Source organism: Pseudomonas sp. SK2, assembly GCF_016772395.1.
Classification (GTDB): Bacteria; Pseudomonadota; Gammaproteobacteria; order Pseudomonadales; family Pseudomonadaceae; genus Aquipseudomonas; species Aquipseudomonas taiwanensis.
The window spans coordinates 5368371-5388939 of record NZ_CP061944.1 but is presented as its reverse complement, the minus strand read 5'-3'; the positions used below and the strand labels follow the sequence as shown (position 1 = coordinate 5388939).

General features: G+C 61.4%; 18 protein-coding genes. 9 read left to right on the top strand and 9 right to left on the bottom strand.

Annotation, left to right across the window (positions count from 1 at the left end; genetic code table 11):
- Positions 1-147: 147 nt before the first annotated feature.
- On the top strand, positions 148-2505 hold the full coding sequence (locus IF103_RS24460) for a putative bifunctional diguanylate cyclase/phosphodiesterase (RefSeq protein WP_023383083.1): 2358 nt from the start codon (positions 148-150) through the stop codon (positions 2503-2505).
- A 31-nt stretch (positions 2506-2536) separates the two neighbouring features.
- On the opposite strand, the gene zwf is transcribed toward IF103_RS24460, so the two are convergent.
- Positions 2537-3979, bottom strand: coding sequence for a glucose-6-phosphate dehydrogenase (gene zwf / locus IF103_RS24455; protein WP_023383082.1), 1443 nt, complete (start codon positions 3977-3979; stop codon positions 2537-2539).
- A gap of 104 nt (positions 3980-4083) precedes the next feature.
- On the opposite strand from zwf, the gene hexR reads away from it, so the two are divergent.
- On the top strand, positions 4084-4950 hold the full coding sequence (hexR, locus tag IF103_RS24450) for a transcriptional regulator HexR (protein WP_023383081.1): 867 nt from the start codon (positions 4084-4086) through the stop codon (positions 4948-4950).
- 147 nt (positions 4951-5097) lie between these two features.
- Positions 5098-5316: a PA3496 family putative envelope integrity protein gene (locus IF103_RS25070; RefSeq protein WP_081669616.1), complete on the top strand. Its 219-nt coding sequence runs from the start codon at positions 5098-5100 to the stop codon at positions 5314-5316.
- Here IF103_RS25070 and IF103_RS24445 read toward each other — a convergent pair.
- A complete protein-coding gene (locus IF103_RS24445; protein WP_023383080.1) occupies positions 5258-6220 on the bottom strand; it encodes a LysR family transcriptional regulator in 963 nt (320 codons plus the stop codon). The genes IF103_RS25070 and IF103_RS24445 overlap by 59 nt on opposite strands.
- Before the next feature lie 189 nt (positions 6221-6409).
- Here IF103_RS24445 and IF103_RS24440 point away from each other — a divergent pair, with 189 nt between their 5' ends.
- Positions 6410-7825 (top strand): acetyl-CoA carboxylase biotin carboxylase subunit, encoded by a 1416-nt coding sequence (locus IF103_RS24440; RefSeq protein ID WP_023383079.1) that lies wholly within the window; start codon positions 6410-6412, stop codon positions 7823-7825.
- A gap of 11 nt (positions 7826-7836) precedes the next feature.
- Positions 7837-9645 carry a sodium-extruding oxaloacetate decarboxylase subunit alpha gene (gene oadA / locus IF103_RS24435; RefSeq protein WP_023383078.1) on the top strand — a complete coding sequence of 603 codons (1809 nt, stop codon included), beginning with the start codon at positions 7837-7839 and terminating at the stop codon, positions 9643-9645.
- 91 nt (positions 9646-9736) lie between these two features.
- On the opposite strand, the gene IF103_RS24430 is transcribed toward oadA, so the two are convergent.
- Genes IF103_RS24430 through IF103_RS24420 form a run of 3 tightly spaced genes read right to left on the bottom strand, consistent with a single transcriptional unit; the run spans position 9737 to position 11504 of the window.
- Positions 9737-10408 (bottom strand): GNAT family N-acetyltransferase, encoded by a 672-nt coding sequence (locus IF103_RS24430; RefSeq protein ID WP_023383077.1) that lies wholly within the window; start codon positions 10406-10408, stop codon positions 9737-9739.
- Between the two features lie 7 nt (positions 10409-10415).
- Positions 10416-10862 carry a GNAT family N-acetyltransferase gene (locus IF103_RS24425; RefSeq protein ID WP_023383076.1) on the bottom strand — a complete coding sequence of 149 codons (447 nt, stop codon included), beginning with the start codon at positions 10860-10862 and terminating at the stop codon, positions 10416-10418.
- A 12-nt stretch (positions 10863-10874) separates the two neighbouring features.
- A complete protein-coding gene (locus IF103_RS24420) occupies positions 10875-11504 on the bottom strand; it encodes an FMN-binding negative transcriptional regulator (protein ID WP_023383075.1) in 630 nt (209 codons plus the stop codon).
- Positions 11505-11594: 90 nt separating this feature from the next.
- Here IF103_RS24420 and pdxR point away from each other — a divergent pair, with 90 nt between their 5' ends.
- Positions 11595-13127, top strand: a complete 1533-nt coding sequence (pdxR, locus tag IF103_RS24415) for a MocR-like pyridoxine biosynthesis transcription factor PdxR (RefSeq protein WP_027906657.1) — start codon at positions 11595-11597, stop codon at positions 13125-13127.
- Between the two features lie 139 nt (positions 13128-13266).
- Here the strand turns inward: pdxR and IF103_RS24410 are convergent, their stop codons facing one another.
- From IF103_RS24410 to IF103_RS24400, 3 genes are all read right to left on the bottom strand, one after another.
- Positions 13267-14370: a polyamine ABC transporter substrate-binding protein gene (locus tag IF103_RS24410; protein ID WP_023383073.1), complete on the bottom strand. Its 1104-nt coding sequence runs from the start codon at positions 14368-14370 to the stop codon at positions 13267-13269.
- Entirely contained in the window at positions 14370-15413 is a 1044-nt protein-coding gene (locus IF103_RS24405) for a histone deacetylase family protein (protein WP_023383072.1), read from the bottom strand. Before IF103_RS24405 ends, IF103_RS24410 begins: the two co-directional genes overlap by 1 nt.
- A 148-nt stretch (positions 15414-15561) precedes the next feature.
- Positions 15562-16554: an AraC family transcriptional regulator gene (locus IF103_RS24400; RefSeq protein ID WP_023383071.1), complete on the bottom strand. Its 993-nt coding sequence runs from the start codon at positions 16552-16554 to the stop codon at positions 15562-15564.
- Positions 16555-16597: 43 nt separating this feature from the next.
- On the opposite strand from IF103_RS24400, the gene IF103_RS24395 reads away from it, so the two are divergent.
- Positions 16598-16813, top strand: coding sequence for a hypothetical protein (locus IF103_RS24395; protein ID WP_148299942.1), 216 nt, complete (start codon positions 16598-16600; stop codon positions 16811-16813).
- A 525-nt stretch (positions 16814-17338) separates the two neighbouring features.
- Here the strand turns inward: IF103_RS24395 and aspA are convergent.
- Positions 17339-18763 carry an aspartate ammonia-lyase gene (aspA, locus tag IF103_RS24390; protein WP_023383069.1) on the bottom strand — a complete coding sequence of 475 codons (1425 nt, stop codon included), beginning with the start codon at positions 18761-18763 and terminating at the stop codon, positions 17339-17341.
- 181 nt (positions 18764-18944) lie between these two features.
- Here aspA and IF103_RS24385 point away from each other — a divergent pair, with 181 nt between their 5' ends.
- Together IF103_RS24385 and purE are read left to right on the top strand one after the other, a co-directional pair.
- The gene (locus IF103_RS24385; RefSeq protein ID WP_023383068.1) at positions 18945-19862 is read left to right on the top strand and encodes a LysR substrate-binding domain-containing protein; all 918 of its coding nucleotides are present in this window, start codon (positions 18945-18947) and stop codon (positions 19860-19862) included.
- Between the two features lie 214 nt (positions 19863-20076).
- Positions 20077-20568 (top strand): 5-(carboxyamino)imidazole ribonucleotide mutase, encoded by a 492-nt coding sequence (purE, locus tag IF103_RS24380; RefSeq protein WP_023383067.1) that lies wholly within the window; start codon positions 20077-20079, stop codon positions 20566-20568.
- Position 20569: the final 1 nt, after the last annotated feature.

The following is a 20569-nucleotide window of genomic DNA, read 5'->3' as shown; positions in this document are numbered from 1 at the left end:
GGGCAGCGTAATTGAGCGGTTCGGTGCGGGTTTGTCGGGGTTTTGGCAAATCATGATCCAGAGCAGTTTGGTCTGGCGCGGCGCTTGTGTATTCTCCCAGCACGTTTGCGGTCATCCATAACAATAACAGCACAAGAACCCGACATTATGACCCAGGATTGCGTGGCGATCGGAGCATCGCCGGATACGACACGGAGTGTTCGCAGGCAATTCGCTACCCAGCTTTCGATCGAGCGCACCCGTCTGCTCTACCAGGGCTCTTTGTTGCCCACCTTGTTCATGCTGCTCAACGGCCTGCTCTGCGCCTGGTTGCTGTGGAGCCCTGAGCGCTACCTGCTGGTCAGTGTCTGGATTGTCTGGCTGCTGGCGCTGGTGGCCTTGCGAGTCATTCAGGTAACCGCTTTCGAAGCGGCCGACACCCAGCGCCAGGCCCGGCCTATATGGTGGCGGATGTTCCTGCTTGGCTCGGGTTTCAGCGGCCTGACCCTGGCCTGTGCGGCCATCGCTCTGGTACCTGCGGAGAGTTTCGTCCAGCAGGCGTGGGGGTTTGGCCTGTTGGGCGCGGCTACGCTGTCGGCCAGTGTCGCCTACGCGGTGAGTTTGCCAGCCTTCCTCAGCTTTGCCCTGCCATGCCTATTGCCACCTATTGCGTTTCTGTTCTTTTACGATGCCGGCGAACAACGGGGTTGGGGATGTTTTGGCCTGATTCTGCTGGCGGCATTGCTGGTCGTGGCCTGGCAGGTTAATCGCCTGATCGAGCGCGGGCTGTTGCGGCGCTTCCAGAACCAGCTGTTGACCGAGGACCTGCAGCGCGTCCAGGCCCAGAAAGCCCTGGAGGACCACCAACGGCTCGCGGCCTCGGTGTTCGAGGCTTCCAGTGAAGGTATCGTCATCCTGAGCGCTGACTTCACGCTGCTGACCGTCAATCGGGCTTTCTGTCAGATGACCGGTTACTCGCGCAGCGAGCTGCTGGCGCGCAATGTCCTGGATCTGCCCTGCAGCAGCGATGCTCGGCGGCACAGCGGCCAGATCGAGCAGTCGCTGCGTCAGCAGGGGTACTGGCAGGGTGAGTTGGTGGAAGCTCGCAAGAGTGGAGAACTGTACCCGCAATGGCTGCAGTTCACGGGCGTTCGTGATGCTTCGGGGAATTTGAGCAATATCGTTGGCTTTTTCTCCGATCTTTCCGCGAGACGGGCGTCCGAAGAGCGCATTCGTTACCTGGCCCAGCACGACGAGCTCAGTGGCCTGGCCAACCGTGCGTTGTTCCGCATGCGCCTCGATGAGGCCGGGCGGCGTGTGCGTCTGAGTGGCCGCAGCCTGGCGTTGCTGCACATCGACCTGGACCGCTTCAAGCTGCTGAACGAAAGCCTCGGCCATGAGCATGCCGATCAACTGTTGAAGAAGATCTCTCAGCGAATCGCCAATGCCGTACCCGAGGCCGACACCGTGGCGCGCTTGTCTGGCGATGAGTTTGCCGTGCTGTTCGACGGTTATAGCAACCTGTCGAGCCTGGTGCGGGTGACCACCCGGCTGCTGGACAAGCTGCGCGTGCCGTTGCGTCTGGGCGAGCATGAAGTGGTGATCAGCGCATCGGTTGGCATCAGCCTGGCGGCTGACGGCAGTTTCGAACCCAACCAGTTGATCAGCCAGGCTGACATGGCCAAGCAGCACGCCAAGCACCTGGGTGGCGATAATTTCCAGTTCTACACCGAGAGCCTGCGCGCCAGCACCTTGGAGCGTCTGCAACTGGAGAACCAGCTGCGCAAGGCCATTGATGAAGGCCAGCTGCTGGTCTACTACCAACCCAAGCTCTGCTTGCGCACCGGGCGTTTGCATGCGGCTGAAGCTCTGGTGCGCTGGCTTCATCCTCAATGGGGCATGGTACCGCCCGGTGATTTCATCGGCCTGGCCGAGGAAACCGGGCTGATTGCGCCAATGGGCGAGTTCGTTTTGCGGCGTGCCTGCTGGCAGGCTTGTCAGTGGCAGCGTCAGGGGCTGGATGTGCGTGTCTCGGTGAACCTGTCGGTTTACCAGGTGCGCCAAGGCAAGATCGTCAGCCTGGTGCGGCAGGTGCTCGAAGAAACGGGCCTGCAGCCGCATCTGCTGGAGCTCGAACTGACCGAGAGCCAGTTGTTGGAGAATGTCGAGCACATCATTTCGACCTTCAGGCAGCTGCACGAACTCGGTGTGAAACTGGCCATCGACGATTTCGGAACCGGTTACTCCTCGCTCAGCTACTTGAAGCGCTTACCGGTGGATTTCGTGAAGATCGACCAGGCCTTCATCCGAGGCTTGCACGAAGGCAGCCAGGATGCGGCCATCACCCGGGCAATCATCGCCATGGCGCGTAGCCTGAACCTGAGAGTGGTCGCGGAAGGGGTAGAGACGCAGGAGCAGATGGCGTTCCTGCGTGAGCAAGGGTGTGACGAGGCACAGGGTTATCTGATCAGCCGACCGATCTGCGAAATGGACTTCGAACGCTTGATCGCCACCCGCCAGGCCTGATGCGCACCTGGCGTCGCGCGGTAACTTGAGCTCAGCTGTGCCACGCCCGTCCCTGATGGGCCAGCAGGCTATTGGCCTGCTCGGGGCCGTTGGTGCCCGCCGGGTAGTGGCGTGGCGCTTGGAAATGCTCCTCCCAGCCCTTGATGATCGGGTCGATCCAGGCCCAGGCCGCTTCGACCTCGTCGCGCCGCATGAACAAGGTCGAATCGCCTTCGAGCACGTCCAGCAGCAAGCGCTCGTAAGCTTCCCAGCGCCGGGTCTGGCCAAACACCTGGGCAAGGTTCAGATCCAGGTCGACCGGTTCCAGGCGCATGCCCTTGCCGGGGGTCTTGGTCATCATGCGCAGGCTGATGCGTTCGTCCGGTTGCAGCTGTATCAGGAGCTGGTTGGCCTGGCCGCCGTTGAACAGCTCATGGGGTACTGGTTTGAATTGGATGACGATTTGCGAGGAGCGCCTTGCCATTCGCTTGCCGGTGCGCAAGTAAAACGGTACGCCCGCCCAGCGCCAGTTTTCGATATGAGCCTGAACGGCGACGAAAGTCTCCGTATCGCTGTCGTTGTCGACATCTTTTTCGAAGTAGTACGCCGGCACTTCCTGGCCACCAATGCGTCCAGCGCCGTACTGACCGCGCACGGTCTTGTCCTGCACGTCTTGGCCGGTAATCGGTTTGAGGGCTCGAAGGATCTTCACTTTCTCATCACGCACCGCCTCGGCTTCGAATTGGGCAGGCGGTTCCATGGCCACCAGGCACAACAGCTGCAGCAGGTGGTTCTGCAGCATGTCTCGGGTCGCGCCAGCACGGTCGTAATAGGCACCACGATTCTCGACGCCCAGTGTTTCACAGACACTGATTTGCACATGGTCGACCTGGCCATTGCGCCATACCGGCTCCAGCAGGGCGTTGGCGAAACGCAGGGCCATCAGGTTTTGCACGGTCTCCTTGCCCAGGTAGTGATCGATCCGGAACACGTGGGACTCGTCGAACACCGCGCCAATGGCTTCGTTGATGGCGGTGGCCGATTCCAGCGAATGGCCAATGGGCTTTTCCAGCACGATGCGGGCTTCGCTGTCAGCCAGGCCGGCGATGCGCAGGTGGTTGACGATCGGCACGAACAGGTTGGGCGCGGTGGCCAGGTAGTAGATGCGGGTAAGCCCACCGGGTTCGCCAAGGTAGCGGGCCAGGCGCCCGAAGTCCGCGCTTTGCGAAGCATCCATGGCGAAGTAGTCCAGGCGTGCGGAAAAACGCCGCCACACTTCTTCGTCGAAATCGTTGCGGGCGATCTGTGCCCGGCAATGGCGTTCGGCGAGCTTCACATAGTCGTTGTGTGGCAGGTTGCGCCGGGCCAGCGCAATGATGCGCACGGCATTATTCAGGCGAGCCTCGCGATACAGGTGGTAGAGCGCCGGCAGCAGCTTGTGCAGGGCCAGATCGCCAGTGCCACCGAAAACCAGAATGTCGCAAGGAATAGTCAAAACCACCACTCTCCACGTTCGTTTAACTGGGCGGGTTGGCGTGCATGTAGTATAACTACAAGAAAGCTACATCCCGGCCAGCCGATCATAACCGAGTCCAGCCTGTGAATCTGTTGCAACATATCGCTCAATCGCGCCACCTGCTGCGCAAATCGGAACTGAAAGTGGCTGACCATGTGCTGCTTGATCCGGCTGCAGTCATGCACAGCTCGATGGCCGACCTGGCTCACAGCGTGGGTATCAGCGAACCTACCATCGTGCGCTTCTGCCGTGCGATTGGCTGCTCGGGTTTCCAAGACCTCAAGTTGAAGTTGGCGCAGAGCCTGGCGGCCGGTGCCAGTTTCGGCCAGTTCGCGATCCACGAGGATGACTCGGTCGCCGACTACAGCCTGAAAATTTTCGACACCACGCTGCACACCCTCATGGAAGTGCGCGAACACCTCGACCCTCAGGCGTTGCAGCAGGCGGTGAGCGCCATGGCGCAGGCGCAGCGCGTGGAGTTCTATGGGTTCGGTGCCTCGGGTGCGGTGGCCGCCGATGCCCAGCACAAGTTCTTCCGTCTGTTGCTCAGCGCCGCGGCGTACTCCGACCCGCACATGCAGGCGATGTCTGCCGTCACCTTGAAACCTGGTGATGTTGCGGTCTGCATCTCGCAATCCGGGCGCTCAAAGGACTTGCTGATCACCGCCAACCTGGTGCGTGAGAGCGGTGCCAACCTGATTACCCTGTGCCCAAGCCAGACGCCATTGGCGGAGCTGTCCACGGTGAACCTGGCGATCGATGTGCACGAGGACACGGAAATCTATACGCCGCTGACCTCGCGTATCGCCCACCTGGTCGTGATCGACGTGCTGGCCATGGGCGTAGCCATGGCGCGCGGGCCAAGCCTGGTCAACCACCTGAAGAGCGTGAAGCGCAGTCTGCGCAGCCTGCGGTTGTCGCCGAAGTCGATCAAGGCGATGGACGACTGACCGGGCAGGCACTGCAGGCGTCGGCTTGCCGGCGATGCTCCGGTACCCAAACGACCAAATTTCACCATTTTGTCACCGTTTCACAGCCAAACCGTAAACCGCCAACGTCACGCTGAAGCTCCCGCATCTTAATCTGGGAGACAGGCAATGGCTCGTGACTACGACGGTACGTACCAACCCAGCGCCAAGGCTCGCAAGCAGCAGGAAAAAGATCAGCGTCGCATGGAATATCGACGCGCGATCGAAAGCTACTGCGACCAACGTCAATTGCTCCGCGACCTGGCGGACTACCCTGAGCTACAAGCGCTCACGGTGTGGCGGGCATCGTCGGCAGCTTCCCCGAAAAACGCTCAACAAGCGCACTGATCAAAGCACGTTCGCTGCGGATGAACGCCAGAAACGCCAAGGCCACCGGCGACTGTCGCTTGGCCTTGGACTGCACCACGCACCAGCTGCGATACAGGGGCAGCTCTTCGACCGGCAGCTCTTTGAGCACCCCAGTGGCGAGCTCCAGGTTCAGCGCATGGCGGGTCAGCAGGGCAATGCCAAGCCCGGCGATCACACATTCGCGCTGGGCATCGGCCGAGGCCACCTCCAAGGTCTGGGTGAAGTGCACGCGCTTGTCCTTGAAGTACTCCTCGCAAGCCTTGCGCGTGCCGGAACCCTGTTCCCGCACGAGCAGGGTATGAGGCTCAAGATCTTGCAGGCGCAAGTGTTCGAGCTTGCACAACGGGTGGTCCGGAGGCGCTACGGCAACGATCGGGTTGTTGAGGAATGGCAGAAACTCCAAGCCCATGTCCTGGGGCACCATCGACATGATGATCAGGTCATCGCGGTTGTCCGAAAGGCGCCGGATGGCCTGGGCGCGGTTGACCACCGTCAGGGTCAGGTTGACCTCCGGGTGACGCTGCTTGAAGGCGGCGAACAGGTGTGGCACGAAGTATTTGGCACTGGACTCGATCGCCAGCTTCAGCTGCCCCTGCAATGAGCCCTGCATGTCCGACAGTTGCATGTCGAGGCTTTCCAGGCGACCGAAGATATCCCGGCTGGCGCGCTGCAAAGCTTCAGCCGCCTCGGTCAGGTAGAGCTTCTTGCCGACATACTCGAACAGCGGTTGGCCGATCAGCTCTTCGAGCTGCCGAATCTGTAGACTAACGGCGGGTTGCGTCAACGCCATTTCTTCCGCAGCCCGGCTGTACGAGCGCAAATCGCACACCTCGTTGAAGATCTGCAGCTGACGCAATGTCATACGCATCAAGGACTTACGCATTTTTATCCGGGCTCCTGCAAAACCTTGTAACTGCACTATAAGCTTTTGCTAATACAGCCTCTAACAAATATTGATTTTTGTTTATCGACCTTCGGCGCTAGGGTGAATACGCGACTGGCCATCAACGTCTGGTCACGCGCCGACCGGTAGAACCGGCTCGTCTGTTCCTACGGCTTTGGGAAGACTCCAGTGATAAAAAAAATCCTGATCGCCAACCGAGGTGAAATCGCAGTTCGGATCGTGCGTGCTTGCGCCGAGATGGGCATTCGCTCGGTGGCGATCTATTCCGACGCCGACCGTCATGCCTTGCACGTCAAGCGTGCCGATGAGGCCTACAGCATTGGTGCCGAGCCGCTGGCCGGTTACCTGAACCCGCGCAAGCTGGTGAACCTGGCTGTGGAAACCGGCTGCGATGCGTTGCACCCCGGTTACGGTTTCCTGTCGGAAAACGCTGAACTGGCAGAGATCTGCGCTGAGCGCGGCATCAAGTTCATCGGGCCGGCTGCCGACGTCATTCGCCGTATGGGCGACAAGACCGAAGCGCGCCGTACCATGATCGCCGCTGGCGTTCCGGTGACCCCTGGCACCGAAGGCAACGTTGCCGATATCCACGAAGCCCTGAGCGAAGGCGACCGCATCGGTTACCCGGTGATGCTCAAGGCCACCTCCGGCGGTGGCGGCCGCGGCATTCGCCGTTGCAACAGCCGTGAAGAACTGGAACAGAACTTCCCCCGGGTCATTTCCGAGGCCACCAAGGCATTTGGTTCGGCTGAAGTGTTCCTGGAGAAGTGCATCGTCAACCCCAAGCACATCGAAGCGCAAATCCTCGGTGACAGCTTCGGCAATGTGGTGCACCTGTTCGAGCGCGACTGCTCGATCCAGCGCCGTAACCAGAAGCTCATCGAAATTGCCCCAAGCCCACAGCTGACCCCCGAGCAGCGCGCCTACATCGGCGACCTGGCGGTGCGTGCGGCCAAGGCAGTGAATTACGAGAACGCCGGTACCGTGGAGTTCCTGCTCGCCGATGGCGAGGTGTACTTCATGGAGATGAACACCCGGGTGCAGGTGGAACACACCATCACCGAGGAAATCACCGGCATCGACATCGTCCGTGAACAGATCCGCATTGCCTCTGGCCTGCCACTGTCGGTCAAGCAGGAAGACATCCAGCACCGCGGCTACGCGTTGCAGTTCCGTATCAACGCTGAAGATCCGAAGAACAACTTCCTCCCAAGCTTCGGCAAGATCACCCGTTACTACGCTCCCGGCGGCCCGGGCGTGCGCACCGATACGGCGATCTATACCGGCTACACCATTCCGCCGTTCTACGACTCGATGTGTCTGAAGCTGGTGGTCTGGGCGCTTACCTGGGAAGAGGCCATGGACCGCGGCCTGCGGGCTCTGGACGACATGCGCGTGCAAGGGGTGAAAACCACCGCCGCGTACTACCAGGAAATTCTGCGCAACCCAGAATTCCGTAGCGGCCAGTTCAACACCAGCTTCGTCGAAAGCCATCCTGAACTGACCAACTACTCGATCAAGCGCAAACCCGAAGAGCTGGCCCTGGCCATCGCTGCCGCCATCGCCGCCCACGCAGGCCTGTGAGGAATTCCATAATGTCCAAGAAAATTCACGTAACCGACACGATCCTGCGCGACGCCCACCAGTCCCTGCTGGCTACCCGCATGCGCACCGAAGACATGCTGCCGATCTGCGACAAGCTCGACAAAGTCGGCTACTGGTCGCTGGAAGTCTGGGGCGGTGCCACCTTCGATGCCTGCGTGCGCTTCCTCAAGGAAGACCCGTGGGAACGCCTGCGCAAGCTGCGCGCTGCGCTGCCCAACACCCGCCTGCAAATGCTGCTGCGCGGCCAGAACCTGCTGGGCTATCGTCACTACAGCGATGATGTGGTCAAGGCTTTCGTGGCCAAGGCTGCTGTCAACGGCATCGACGTGTTCCGTATCTTCGACGCCATGAACGACGTGCGTAACCTGCGTGTGGCCATCGAGGCGGTCAAGGCTGCGGGCAAGCATGCCCAGGGCACCATTGCCTACACCACCAGCCCGGTACACACCATCGATGCGTTCGTCGCCCAGGCCAAGCAGATGGAAGCCATGGGTTGCGACTCGGTGGCGATCAAGGACATGGCCGGCCTGCTGACTCCCTACGCCACCGGCGAACTGGTCAAGGCGCTGAAAGCTGAGCAGTCGCTGCCGGTGTTCATCCACTCCCATGACACTGCCGGCCTGGCAGCCATGTGCCAGCTCAAGGCGGTGGAAAACGGTGCCGACCACATCGACACCGCCATCTCCAGCTTCGCCTGGGGCACCAGCCACCCGGGTACCGAGTCGATGGTCGCCGCGCTCAAGGGCAGCGAGTTCGACACCGGCCTGGACCTGGAACTGCTGCAGGAAATCGGCCTGTACTTCTATGCCGTGCGCAAGAAGTACCATCAGTTCGAAAGTGAATTCACCGCCGTGGACACCCGCGTGCAGGTGAACCAGGTACCCGGTGGCATGATCTCCAACCTGGCCAACCAGCTCAAGGAGCAGGGCGCTCTGAACCGCATGAACGAGGTGCTGGCCGAGATCCCGCGTGTTCGCGAAGACCTTGGCTTCCCGCCGCTGGTCACCCCGACTTCGCAGATCGTCGGCACCCAGGCGTTCTTCAACGTGCTGGCTGGCGAGCGCTACAAGACCATCACCAACGAAGTGAAGCTGTACCTGCAAGGCGGTTACGGCAAAGCGCCAGGCGTGGTGAACGAGCAACTGCGTCGCCAGGCCATCGGTAGCGAAGAAGTGATCGACGTGCGTCCGGCCGACCTGCTGAAGCCGGAAATGGCCAAGCTGCGCGCCGATATCGGCGCCCTGGCGCGCTGCGAGGAAGACGTGCTGACCTACGCCATGTTCCCGGACATCGGCCGCAAGTTCCTCGAAGAGCGTGAAGCCGGCACCTTGGTCCCCGAAGCCCTGCTGCCGATTCCGGAAGCCGGCGCAGCGGCGGCGCCAGGCGGAGAAGGCGTGCCGACCGAGTTCGTCATCGACGTGCATGGCGAAACCTACCGCGTCGACATCACCGGTGTGGGGGTCAAGGCCGAAGGCAAGCGTCACTTCTACCTGTCGATCGACGGCATGCCGGAGGAAGTGGTGTTCGAGCCGCTCAACGAGTTCGTCAGCGGTGGCGGCAGCAAGCGCAAGCAGGCCAGCGCGCCGGGCCACATCAGCACGACCATGCCAGGCAACATCGTCGATGTACTGGTCACGGAAGGCGTTGTGGTCAAGGCCGGCCAAGCGGTGCTGATCACCGAGGCCATGAAGATGGAGACCGAAGTGCAGGCGGCGATCGCCGGCAAGGTCGTGGCTATCCATGTGGCCAAGGGCGACCGTGTGACGCCGGGTGAGATCCTGATCGAGATCGAGGGCTGAGATACGCCCTCATCTACAAGCGGTTAACCTCTGGGGAGCGGGTGCTCCCCTTTTTTTGCCTGGACGCCGGCAAGTCGGTCCAGTACCACCATCAGCCGTTGCGGCACGCCTCGAGTGTCTTGATCTGGCCCTCGGGACGCTGGTTGTCAGCACTCAACCACTGCTCGAACCCCGCGGCCACTCGCGGCCACTCATCATCGGTAATCGAATACCAGGCCGTGTCGCGGTTACGATCCTTGACCACCAGGTGCTTGCGGAACACGCCCTCGAACTGGAAGCCGAATCGCTCTGCAGCCCGCTTGGAGCGAGCGTTGGCGTTATTGCACTTCCATTCCAGGCGGCGGTTGCCCAGCTCGAAGCTCAGCTTGCCTAGCAGGTACACCGCCTCGGTGCTCTTTGGCGTGCGCTGCATGGCGGCGCCGAAGGCGATATGACCGATCTCGATGCGGCCATGATCGGGCACGATCGACATCAGGCTCAGGATGCCCTGCGCCTGTCCGCTGCGGCGGTCGATGACGGCATAGTAGAGCGGGTCACGCCCCGCAGCGTTGCTGTCTAGCCAGCGGTCGAAGGTGGCGCGCTCGGTGAAGGGTCCGTAAGGCAGGTAGTCCCATAGCCGCGGGTCCGAGGCTGGGCCTTGCAGCACCTCCCAGAGGTCGTCGCCATGGCGCGCTGGGTCGAGCTTTTCCAGGCGGATGAAACGGCCTTCGATGGGTTCTGCCGTAGGCGTAGATGCAGGTTTCCAGTTCAATGCGTCAGTCATGCTCAGCCTACAGCCCTTTGCGGAATTGGATGAAGCCAGGGCGCTCGGCAACCTGCTCGTACAGGCTGATGGCGGTGGCGTTGGTCTCGTGAGTCAGCCAGTGCACCTTGATGCAGCCAGCGGCCTTGGCCGTGGCATAAACGTGTTCGATCAGCTGGCGGCCGATGCCCAGGCCCCGTTGCTTGCTGTCCACGTACAAGTCCTGCAGGTAGCAGGAATTCTCGATGCTCCAGTTGGAACGATGATAGATCCAGTTGACCATCCCGACCGCCTCGCCATCGACCCAGGCCAGCGCCGAATGGGTAGGCTCGTTCGGGTCGAGCAGGCGCTGCCAGGTGCTGACGCTGACCTCCTCTGCCAGTTCGGTTTCATAAAAGCGCAGGTAGGCTTGCCACAGGGCGAGCCAGGCGGCGTGGTCTTCGGCGCGGACGGGGCGCAGGGTGACGCAGGTCATGGGGCTTTTCCTTCAGAGTTGGCGCATGTGCGCCGCGAGTTGATTGTCCAGGTGGTCGGCGCTGGCGCTGAGGCCTTCGCGCACGCCAGCGATGTCCTGCTCCGAGCGGTTCTGGCTGAGCTTGCGTGCTCCCTGCAGGCGGGCAATGGGCATGCGGATGCCGACAATGGCGCGGAGCATGCCGTCCACGTAGTCGGTGGGAGCGTCCGTCACGCTCCATGGCAGGTTACGGCCTTGCTCGTGGCGGTCGGTCAGGCGGCTGACGATGTCCAGCAAAGGGGTGGCATCGTGGATGACGTCGACCGAGCCATAGGCATGAACCGCCAGGTAGTTCCACGTTGGCACGACCTTGGGGTTGTCGGCTTTGCTGGGGTAGTAGCTGGGGCTGACATAAGCGTCCGCTCCTGGGAATACCAGCATTGCCTCGCTGCCGTGCTGCAGGTCCTGCCATTGGCGATTGGCTCGGGCAAGGTGAGCATAGACGGTGCCGAACTCGCCTTCGCTTGGCTCGACAAGCACGGGTAGGTGGCTGGCCAGCAGGCCGTGCTCGCCATGGCTGACCAGCACGGCAAGGCGTGTATCGAGCATGTGCTGGTGCAGGCGCTGGAGATCATGTTCCTGATGAGGCTTGCTGTTGTACATGGCGAGGTTCCTTGTCGAATCACTCCATCCTAGGCAGGCTATTGGCACCGAGTAAGAGCCATTAACGGCTGATTTCATAGGTCCAATTCCATGAGCGAGCGTCCTCTCGTATTGCCATTCGACCCTGCCGGCATCGTCCTCGACCGCCGCCGAGGCCTCAGCCAACAGCTGTATCAGGCACTGCGGGCACGGGTGCTCGATGGCCGGCTCAGCAGTGGTACACGTTTGCCAGCAACCCGCGACCTGGCCGCCATACTGGCGTTGTCCCGCAACAGCGTGATCCGCGCGTATGACCAGTTGTATGCCGAGGGCTACATCGAAAGCCGGGTTGGCGATGGCACCTATGTCAGTCGGCTGCCAAAACTATCCACACAACTATCCACAGGGTTATCCCGGGGTTTATCAACAGAGTTATCCACATTTTCATCGAAAAACACTGAGGATATATCCAGCCGAGAGCGTTCCAGCGAGCCGCTTGAGCGTCTGAAAAATAACCATTTACCACCCCCAAAAAGTGGCGCGCCACGGGCATTTCGGGTGGGCATTCCCGCGTTCGACCTTTTCCCGTTCGAGGTCTGGGCCAAGCTGCAAGCGGGTTTCTGGAGAAATCCGGATCCCGCGCGACTCGGCTATGGGGACCCCGCAGGCGAGCGAGCTTTGCGAGAGCTGGTAGCGGCCTATATGCGTCGTTCCCGAGGACTTTCGTGCACGGCTGAGCAAATTGTGATCACCCATGGCGCGCAGCAGGCCATCAGCCTTTGTGCACAGTTGCTGCTGCAGCCCGGCGACAAGGTGGCTGTGGAAAACCCAGGCTACCGGGCAGCAGGTCACGCCTTCGCCATTGCAGGGGCCAGGGTGATTGGGGTAGCGGTGGACGAGCAGGGCATGGACTGCCAACGACTGGCGCAGGTGACGGACTGCCGGTTGGCCTATGTGACGCCCGCTCATCAGTACCCCACGGGGGTAACCATGAGCCTGGCGAGACGCCTGGCGTTGCTGGACTGGGCCGAACGCAACGAGGGCTGGATCGTCGAAGACGACTATGACGGCGAGTATCGCTACAGCGGCGCGCCATTGGCACCCTTGGCCGCCCTCGATCAGCAGGGGCGCGTGTTGTACGTGGGTACCTTCGGCAAGATTGCCTTCCCGGCCTTGCGCCTGGGGTATCTGGTATTGCCTGCGCGCCTGGCGGAGGCCTTCAGCCAGGGCCGCGCGCTGGCGGTGCGGCATTCGGAAGTGGGCTCGCAGTGCGTAATGGCCGAGTTCATGGCCCAGGGGCACTTTCAGCGGCATATCCGGCGCATGCGCCGGGCAGCGTTGAGCCGCCGCAACGTGCTCAAGGCGGGATGGCCGGTGGATGTTCCCGGGCTAGGCGAAATGCCGGAAGTCGAGGCTGGGCTTCATGTGAAGGTAGATGTGGATAACCATGCCCGGGAGCAGGAACTGGTAGCCAAGGCTGAGGCGGTGGGGGTCGAGGTCAATCCGCTGAGCAGTTATTGGCTTGAGGACAGCGAGGTGCCTGTGGATAAACGCGCTGGGTTGGTTCTTGGGTTTGCGGCGGTGCCAGAAGGGGAGATCGCCGAGGCGTTGATGCGCTTGCGCAAGGCATGGAAGCAACGGTGACGCTGATGGCCACTTCGCGGGCGTATCCGCTCCCACAGGCACGGGTGTTCAAGGATATCGCCCCCGAGGGTTGGATTTGGGTCCACTTCCTTGGGGGCATACCCTTACGGGGAGCGGCTTTGCCCGCGAAGTGAGCGACTCAGGTGCCTGACTTGATCCGTGTCCAAGCCCGCGTGCGTGCCCGCTCCGCATCCCGTGGCAACGGCTTGAGGGTATACAGCTTGGTCATCGCCTCCGCTGTCGGGTACAGGTTGGGGTTGTTGCGAATAGCCGGGCTCACTTTTTCGGTGGCATCCTTGTTCGGGTTTGGATACCCGACGAAGTCGCTAATCGGCGCAATCACCTCTGGGCGCAGCAGGTAATTGATGAACGTGTGGGCATCTTCCGGGTTAGCCGCATTCTTCGGAATCGCCAGCATGTCGAACCAGATCGGCGCGCCTTCCTTGGGCAGGCGCATATCGACCACCACACCATTCTTGGCATCGCGGGCGCGGTTGGCGGCCTGGGAGAAGCTGCCCGAATAGCCCACTGCGACGCAGATATCGCCGTTGGCGATGTCCGCCATGTACTTCGAGGAATGGAAGTAGGTGATGTGCGGGCGGATCTTGAGCAGCAAGGCTTCGGCTTTCTTGTAGTCGTCAGGTTTGCCGCTGTTGGGGTCCAGGCCGAGGTACTGCAGAGCCAGCGGTAGAATCTCTGATGGCGAGTCGAGCAGTGCGACACCGCACTGCTTGAGCTTGGCGATGTTCTCTTCCTTGAAGATCAGGTCCCAGCTGTCCACAGGTGCTTTGTCGCCCAGCGCCGCCTTGACCTTGTCCGGGTTGAAACCGATGAGCACGGTGCCGTACATGTAGGGCACGGCGAACTTGTTGCCAGGGTCGTTGGCTTCGATCAGCTTCATCAGCGCAGGGTCCAAGTGTTGCCAATTCGGCAGCTTGGCGCGATCCAGCGGCTGGAACACGCCCGCCTCGATCTGCTTGGCCAGGAACACGTTGGACGGTACTACGACGTCATAACCGGAGTTACCGGTAAGCAACTTGGCCTCGAGCGCTTCGTTGGTGTCGAAGATGTCGTAGATCAGTTTGACGCCACTGTCCTTCTGGAAGTCGGTCAAGGTCTGTGGCGTGATGTAGTCGAACCAGTTGTATACGCGCAGGGTACGCTGTTCGGCCTGGGCATTGAGGGCGCCGGTGAACAGCGTGGCGGCGATGAGCGGGGCGAGCAGACGCTTGAGTCGGACCATTACCGGGCTCCTGGTTGTGCTTGCTGGAAGCCTTCCAGCACATTCACTGCGTTGATACCGATTTCTTCCACAGCGTAGCCACCTTCCATCACGAACAAGGTCGGCTTGCCCAGGGCGGCGATGCGCTTGCCCATTTCCAGGTAGTCCGGGCTGTCCAGTTTGAACTGGGAGATTGGATCGTCCTTGAAAGTGTCCACGCCAAGGGAGATCACCAGCACGTCCGCGTCATAGCTGGCGATGCGTAGGCAGGCGTCTTCCAATGCGGCGCTCCAGGCTGCCCAGTCGCTGCCAGCCGGCAGTGGATAGTTGATGTTGCACCCTTCACCCGCACCCTCGCCGGTTTCGTCGGCGTAGCCGAGGAAGAACGGGAATTCCGCTTGTGGGTCGCCGTGGATCGAGGCGAAGAACACATCGTTGCGGCTGTAGAAGATGTCCTGGGTGCCGTTGCCGTGGTGGTAGTCGACATCCAGGATCGCCACTTTCCCATAGCCTTGATCGAGGAAGGCCTGGGCGGCGATGGCGGCATTGTTCAGGTAGCAATATCCGCCCATGACTTCGGCGGCAGCGTGGTGCCCCGGTGGACGGCACAGGGCGAAGGCGGAATGTGCGCCTTCGACGATGGCGGCCTGGGCGGTCAGGGCTACCTGGGCGGCGCTGTAGGCCGCCTGCCAGGTCCCGGCTGTGATCGGGGCGCCAGCGTCGAAGCTGTAGTAGCCCAGTTCGCCATGCAGGCCAGTGGGCTTGACCTGGCGCAATGTGCGGGCGGGCCAGGTGAAGGGCAGCAAGTCGCCCTCGTGACCCAATGCGGCCCAACGTGCCCACGCACCTTCGAAGAAGTTCAGGTACTCGGCGCTGTGGATGCGCTGCAATGGCGCACGACCAAAGTCGCTCGGCCCTTTTACCTCGCCGAGGTTGCGCTTTTTCACGCGTTCGAGCACATGATCGGCGCGCGATGGCATTTCGAAGCAAGGCATCAGCTTGCCGTCGATCAGCTCGCAGCGGCCGTGGTGCAGGCGATGATCATCGGAATAGATCGTCAGCATTGTTGTTCTCCGGTTTTACTGGCGTAGGCCCATTGTCATGGGCAGGCTTGGGGTGGAGAACGACGCAAACGGCCAAAAGGGGATAGATGTGGCCAAGCTCGTTGGCCGTTCAACGACCCATGGGCCGACTTGCCGGCGATAAGACCCGTCAGCCTCGATAATGACTTGGCGCCACACCACTCCAGCGCTGGAACGCATGGCGAAAGCTCGCTGTTTCGCTGAATCCCAGGGTTTCGGCGATCCGGTAGATCGGCATCTGCGCATCGGCCAGCAGCTGCTTGGCCCGCTCGAAGCGCAGCTCATCCAGTAGTTGTTGATAACTGCAGCCCAGCGCTTGCAGGTGCCGGCGCAGGGTGCGCGATGAACAGTTCATCTGCCGCGCCAGGCCGTCCAACCCAGGTGCGGCATCCAGCTGTTGCAGCAGTAATTGGCGAATGCGCCCGAGCCAGGCCTGGCGACCGGTGAACTCCAGGTTCAGGCGCCGGCAACGCTCGCTCATGGCTTTGTGCGTGATGGGGTCGGCCAGTGGCAGTGGCGTGTCTAGCCAGCGGCGCTCGAAGGCGAAGGCATTGTCCTCGGCATCGAAACCCAGCGGACACTGGAATGCACCGGTATAGAGCGCATGGTAGACGGGCCGACGGTGTTCGAAGCGGGCACCAAGCAGCGGCAGTGTGCGTCCCAGCAGGTCATCGCAGATGACTTTCAGCGACACCAGGCAGAACTCGGCATTGAAGGCCGCCAGCGCTGGGCTGTCGCGGTAGTCGCTGGCACTGAACCAGACGCGCTGGCCATCATCCACCAGGCGCAGCTGGAAGACTGTTCCCAGCAGTGCCGGGTAGCGCAACGCCAGGCGCAGGGCGTCACCCAAAGTGGCACTGGAGAGCAAGGCGTAACCGAGCATGCCATAGCACGACACATGCATCCGCCGGCCCAATTCCAGGCCGATATCCTCGCGCCGAGCCACAGCATTGGCGCAGACCTGCAGCTCCTGCTGGGTGGTGATGCGCGCATCGGGATGCCCCAGGTCTGCCGGGCCTATGCCACTGCCGGCCAGCAGCGACGCAGCCTCGCAACCTTCTTCCTGGAAGAGGTTGAGAATCAGCGAAACCGCGTTGAGGGTGGTGAGGTGGCTGTGCAGCATGCTCGGAATCCCGTTGGGCTGGGCAGATTCTGGAGCAATTAGCGTGCCTTTTCACTTTAACAACGGCGATAGAAGTGAATTAGACGGGTACGACGCCAAATACGGCCTCGATGTGTGGCCGTGGATGGCCCCGCAGCGTGCCCAGGGGCGTGAAGTCATTGTGCTGCTGGATGGCGAAGCATTCACTCGCCGCGAGTTGATGGCCGCCCTGGGCAGCGACCGATGGTGCGCGCTTCATAGCCAGACGCCGGCCGCCTAATCGTCTAATGCTGGCCCAGTGGCATTCCGGGTGATGCCTGGCGAGCCAAGTCTGGCCGAGCCTGACCGTTCGACGCCGCAGCAGAATTGGGGTTGGTTGGCCAGCTTGGCCCCGGCTGAGCTGCCCGCTTACCACCGTGGCCGGAGGAAACACCCGAGACGCATTTTCAGCGGATGCGACGGTTTGCGCCGCTCGGCGCTAGGGGGTGTGAAATGAAATATTGTTTGAAACGAGTCGTTGTGGTGACCGCAGCATGGTTACAGACCAATTGTTTTGAAGAGCAATCGAATACGTTCACGTAGGTAAGTGAGCTACCGCCAAACTTTTCTTATTGGCTGGTGTGATTTACAAGCCCGAGCCAGGCACTCACAGCACAGTGACATCCTCGCCATGCTCGACGCTGAGGACGACCCGTCCGACCCGTTGAATTTGATATAAAAAAAGGGCCCTAAGCGTGCGCTAGGGCCCTTGAAAGGTTGAGAGGTGTCTAGTCCCTCGACCTGGTGAGACGTTTCAAGCGGTCGGTTACGCCTTCAGCGGAACCAGACGTGGAGCGATCATGTTTTCCGGACGCAGGATGTCGTTGAGCATCTCTTCGTCCAGCAGCTGTTCTTCGCGCACCAGTTCCAGTACGCCGCGGCCGGTTTCCAGGGCAACGCGGGCGATACGGGTGGCGTTTTCGTAGCCGATGTAAGGGTTCAGGGCGGTGACCAGGCCGATCGAGTGCTCGACCAGTTCACGGCAACGCTGTTCGTTGGCGGTAATGCCGACGATGCAGTGCTCGCGCAGCATGTCCATGGCGCGTTGCAGCAGGCGGATCGAGTCGAAGATCTTGTAGGCGATCAGCGGCTCCATCACGTTCAACTGCAGCTGGCCACCTTCGGCGGCGACGGTCAGCGCCAGGTCGTTGCCCATGATGGCGAAGGCGACTTGGTTCACCGCTTCCGGGATAACCGGGTTGACCTTGCCTGGCATGATCGAGCTGCCTGGCTGGCGTGCCGGCAGGTTGATCTCGTTGATGCCGGTGCGTGGGCCGCTGGACAGCAGGCGCAGGTCGTTGCAGATCTTCGACAGCTTGACCGCGGTACGCTTGAGCATGCCGGAGAACAGCACGAAGGCGCCCATGTCGGAGGTGGCTTCGATCAGGTCGGCAGCCGGTACCAGCGGCTGGCCGCTGATGGTAGCCAGGCGCTGCACGGCCAGGGCCTGATAGCCAGGGTCGGCGTTGATGCCGGTACCGATGGCGGTGCCGCCCAGGTTGATTTCGGTCAGCAGCTCCGGAGCCAGCGAGCGCAGGCGCTGCAGGTCTTCGGTCATGGTGGTGGCGAAGGCGCGGAATTCCTGGCCCAGGGTCATCGGCACGGCGTCCTGCAGCTGGGTACGACCCATCTTCAGTACGTGGTCGAATTCCTTGCCTTTGGCGGCGAAGGCCTGGATCAGGCTGTCGAGGCTGGCCAGCAGGGCGTCGTGACCCAGCAGCAGACCCAGGCGGATCGCGGTCGGGTAGGCATCGTTGGTCGATTGAGCCATGTTCACGTCGTTGTTCGGGTGCAGGTACTGGTACTCACCCTTCTGGTGGCCCATGGCCTCCAGTGCGACGTTGGCGATGACTTCGTTGGCGTTCATGTTGGTGGAAGTACCAGCACCACCCTGGATCATGTCCACCACGAACTGGTCGTGGAAGTCGCCTTTGATCAGGCGGGCGCAGGCTGCGGTAATGGCAGCATGCTTGGCATCGCTCAGGTGACCCAGCTCACGGTTGGCGTCGGCAGCGGCCTGCTTGACCATGGCCAGGGCCACGACCAGCTTCGGGTAGTGCGACAGCGGAACACCGGAGAGGTGGAAGTTGTTGGCAGCGCGCAGGGTCTGGATGCCGTAGTAGGCATCGGCAGGGACTTCAAGGGTACCAAGCAGATCTTTTTCGACGCGGAACGATGCAGCGGAGGACATGATGGATATCATCTCGATTTTGACCCGGCACATGCCGGAATGGCGCCAATCCTAGGGCTGCCGCGATTTTGCGGCCAATGCTGTTGCACGCTAACCTATGCATAAACGGCATACGGTTTGATGTGACGCCGATTGACAATCGAGCGTGTTCCATTTTGGTGCACGCCTTGCGGAGTAGTCGATGAACCTCGAAAGCAAGTGGCTGGAAGACTTCAGTGCCCTGGCCGCCACACGTAGTTTTTCTCAGGCGGCAGAGCGCCGCTTCGTCACCCAGCCAGCCTTCAGCCGTCGTATCCGCAGCCTCGAAGCTGCCCTGGGCTTGACCTTGGTGAATCGTTCCCGCACGCCCATCGAGCTGACTGAGGCAGGACAGCTTTTTCTGGTCACGGCGCGCACGGTTGTCGACCAGTTGAGCGAAGTTCTCCGCCATTTACATCATCTTGAAGGTGGGCAGGGTGAGGTGATCCAGGTGGCTGCGGCGCACTCCTTGGCATCGGGCTTTTTCCCCCGTTGGGTGGCACAGTTACGCAACGATGGGTTGAACATCGCCACGCGCCTGGTCGCCACCAACGTGGGGGATGCCGTGCATGCCTTGCGTGAGGGTGGCTGCGACCTGATGCTGGCTTTCTATGACCCGGATGCCGCCCTGCAGATGGATGCCGAGATCTTCCCGTCGCTGCACATGGGCACCACGGAAATGCTGCCGGTGTGCGCGGTGGGCGCAGATCGCAAGCCGTTGTTCGACCTCGATGGTGACAGCAGCGTGCCGCTGCTCGCCTACAGTGCCGGCGCCTTCCTGGGGCGGTCGGTGAGCCTGCTGCTACGTCAACGCAACCTGCGCTACACCACGGTCTACGAAACGGCCATGGCCGACAGTCTCAAGAGCATGGCTCTGGAAGGAATGGGCGTGGCCTGGGTGCCGCGGCTTTCCATGCGGGGTGAACTGGAGCGGGGCGAACTGGTGGTCTGTGGTGGTAGCCAGTGGCATGTTCCGCTGGAAATACGCTTGTACCGCTGCGCCCTGGTGCGCAAGGCCAACGTGCGTTTGTTGTGGCGCAAACTGGAGTCGGCCGGTAACCAGGCGGACCCTGCACTCTGAATCATTAGGGGGTAAAAAGTTGTCCCGCGAGACAGCTTGCCCTTTGATCCGACATGTGCTTGTGGGGGTGGGCGGGCTGCTTCGCTATACGCTATAATCCCGCGCCTTCGGCCGGCTAGGTCGATTCAGAATCCGTATGACAAGCCACGCCGGTCGACCTGCGTGGCTTGTTGCTTTTAGCGCGCCTGAAGGCGCTTGCAGGAGAGGCTCGACGATGAGTGCACTGGTTGGCGTGATCATGGGCTCCAAGTCCGATTGGTCCACCCTTAGCCACACCGCCGATATGCTGGAAAAACTCGGCATTCCCTATGAAGTGAAGGTGGTTTCCGCCCACCGCACCCCGGACTTGCTGTTCCAGTACGCTGAAGAAGCCGAAGGGCGTGGTATCGAGGTGATCATCGCCGGTGCTGGTGGTGCAGCCCACCTGCCAGGCATGTGCGCGGCCAAGACCCACCTGCCGGTGCTGGGCGTACCGGTGCAGTCGTCGATGCTGTCGGGCGTGGACTCGCTGCTGTCGATCGTGCAGATGCCTGCCGGCGTACCGGTTGCTACCTTGGCTATCGGTCGCGCCGGAGCTGTTAACGCCGCTTTGCTGTCGGCGAGCATCCTGGGCGCCAAGTACCCTCAGTACCATGCAGCGCTCAAGCAGTTCCGCACAGAGCAGACCGAGACCGTCCTGGACAATCCAGATCCACGTCAGGCTTGAG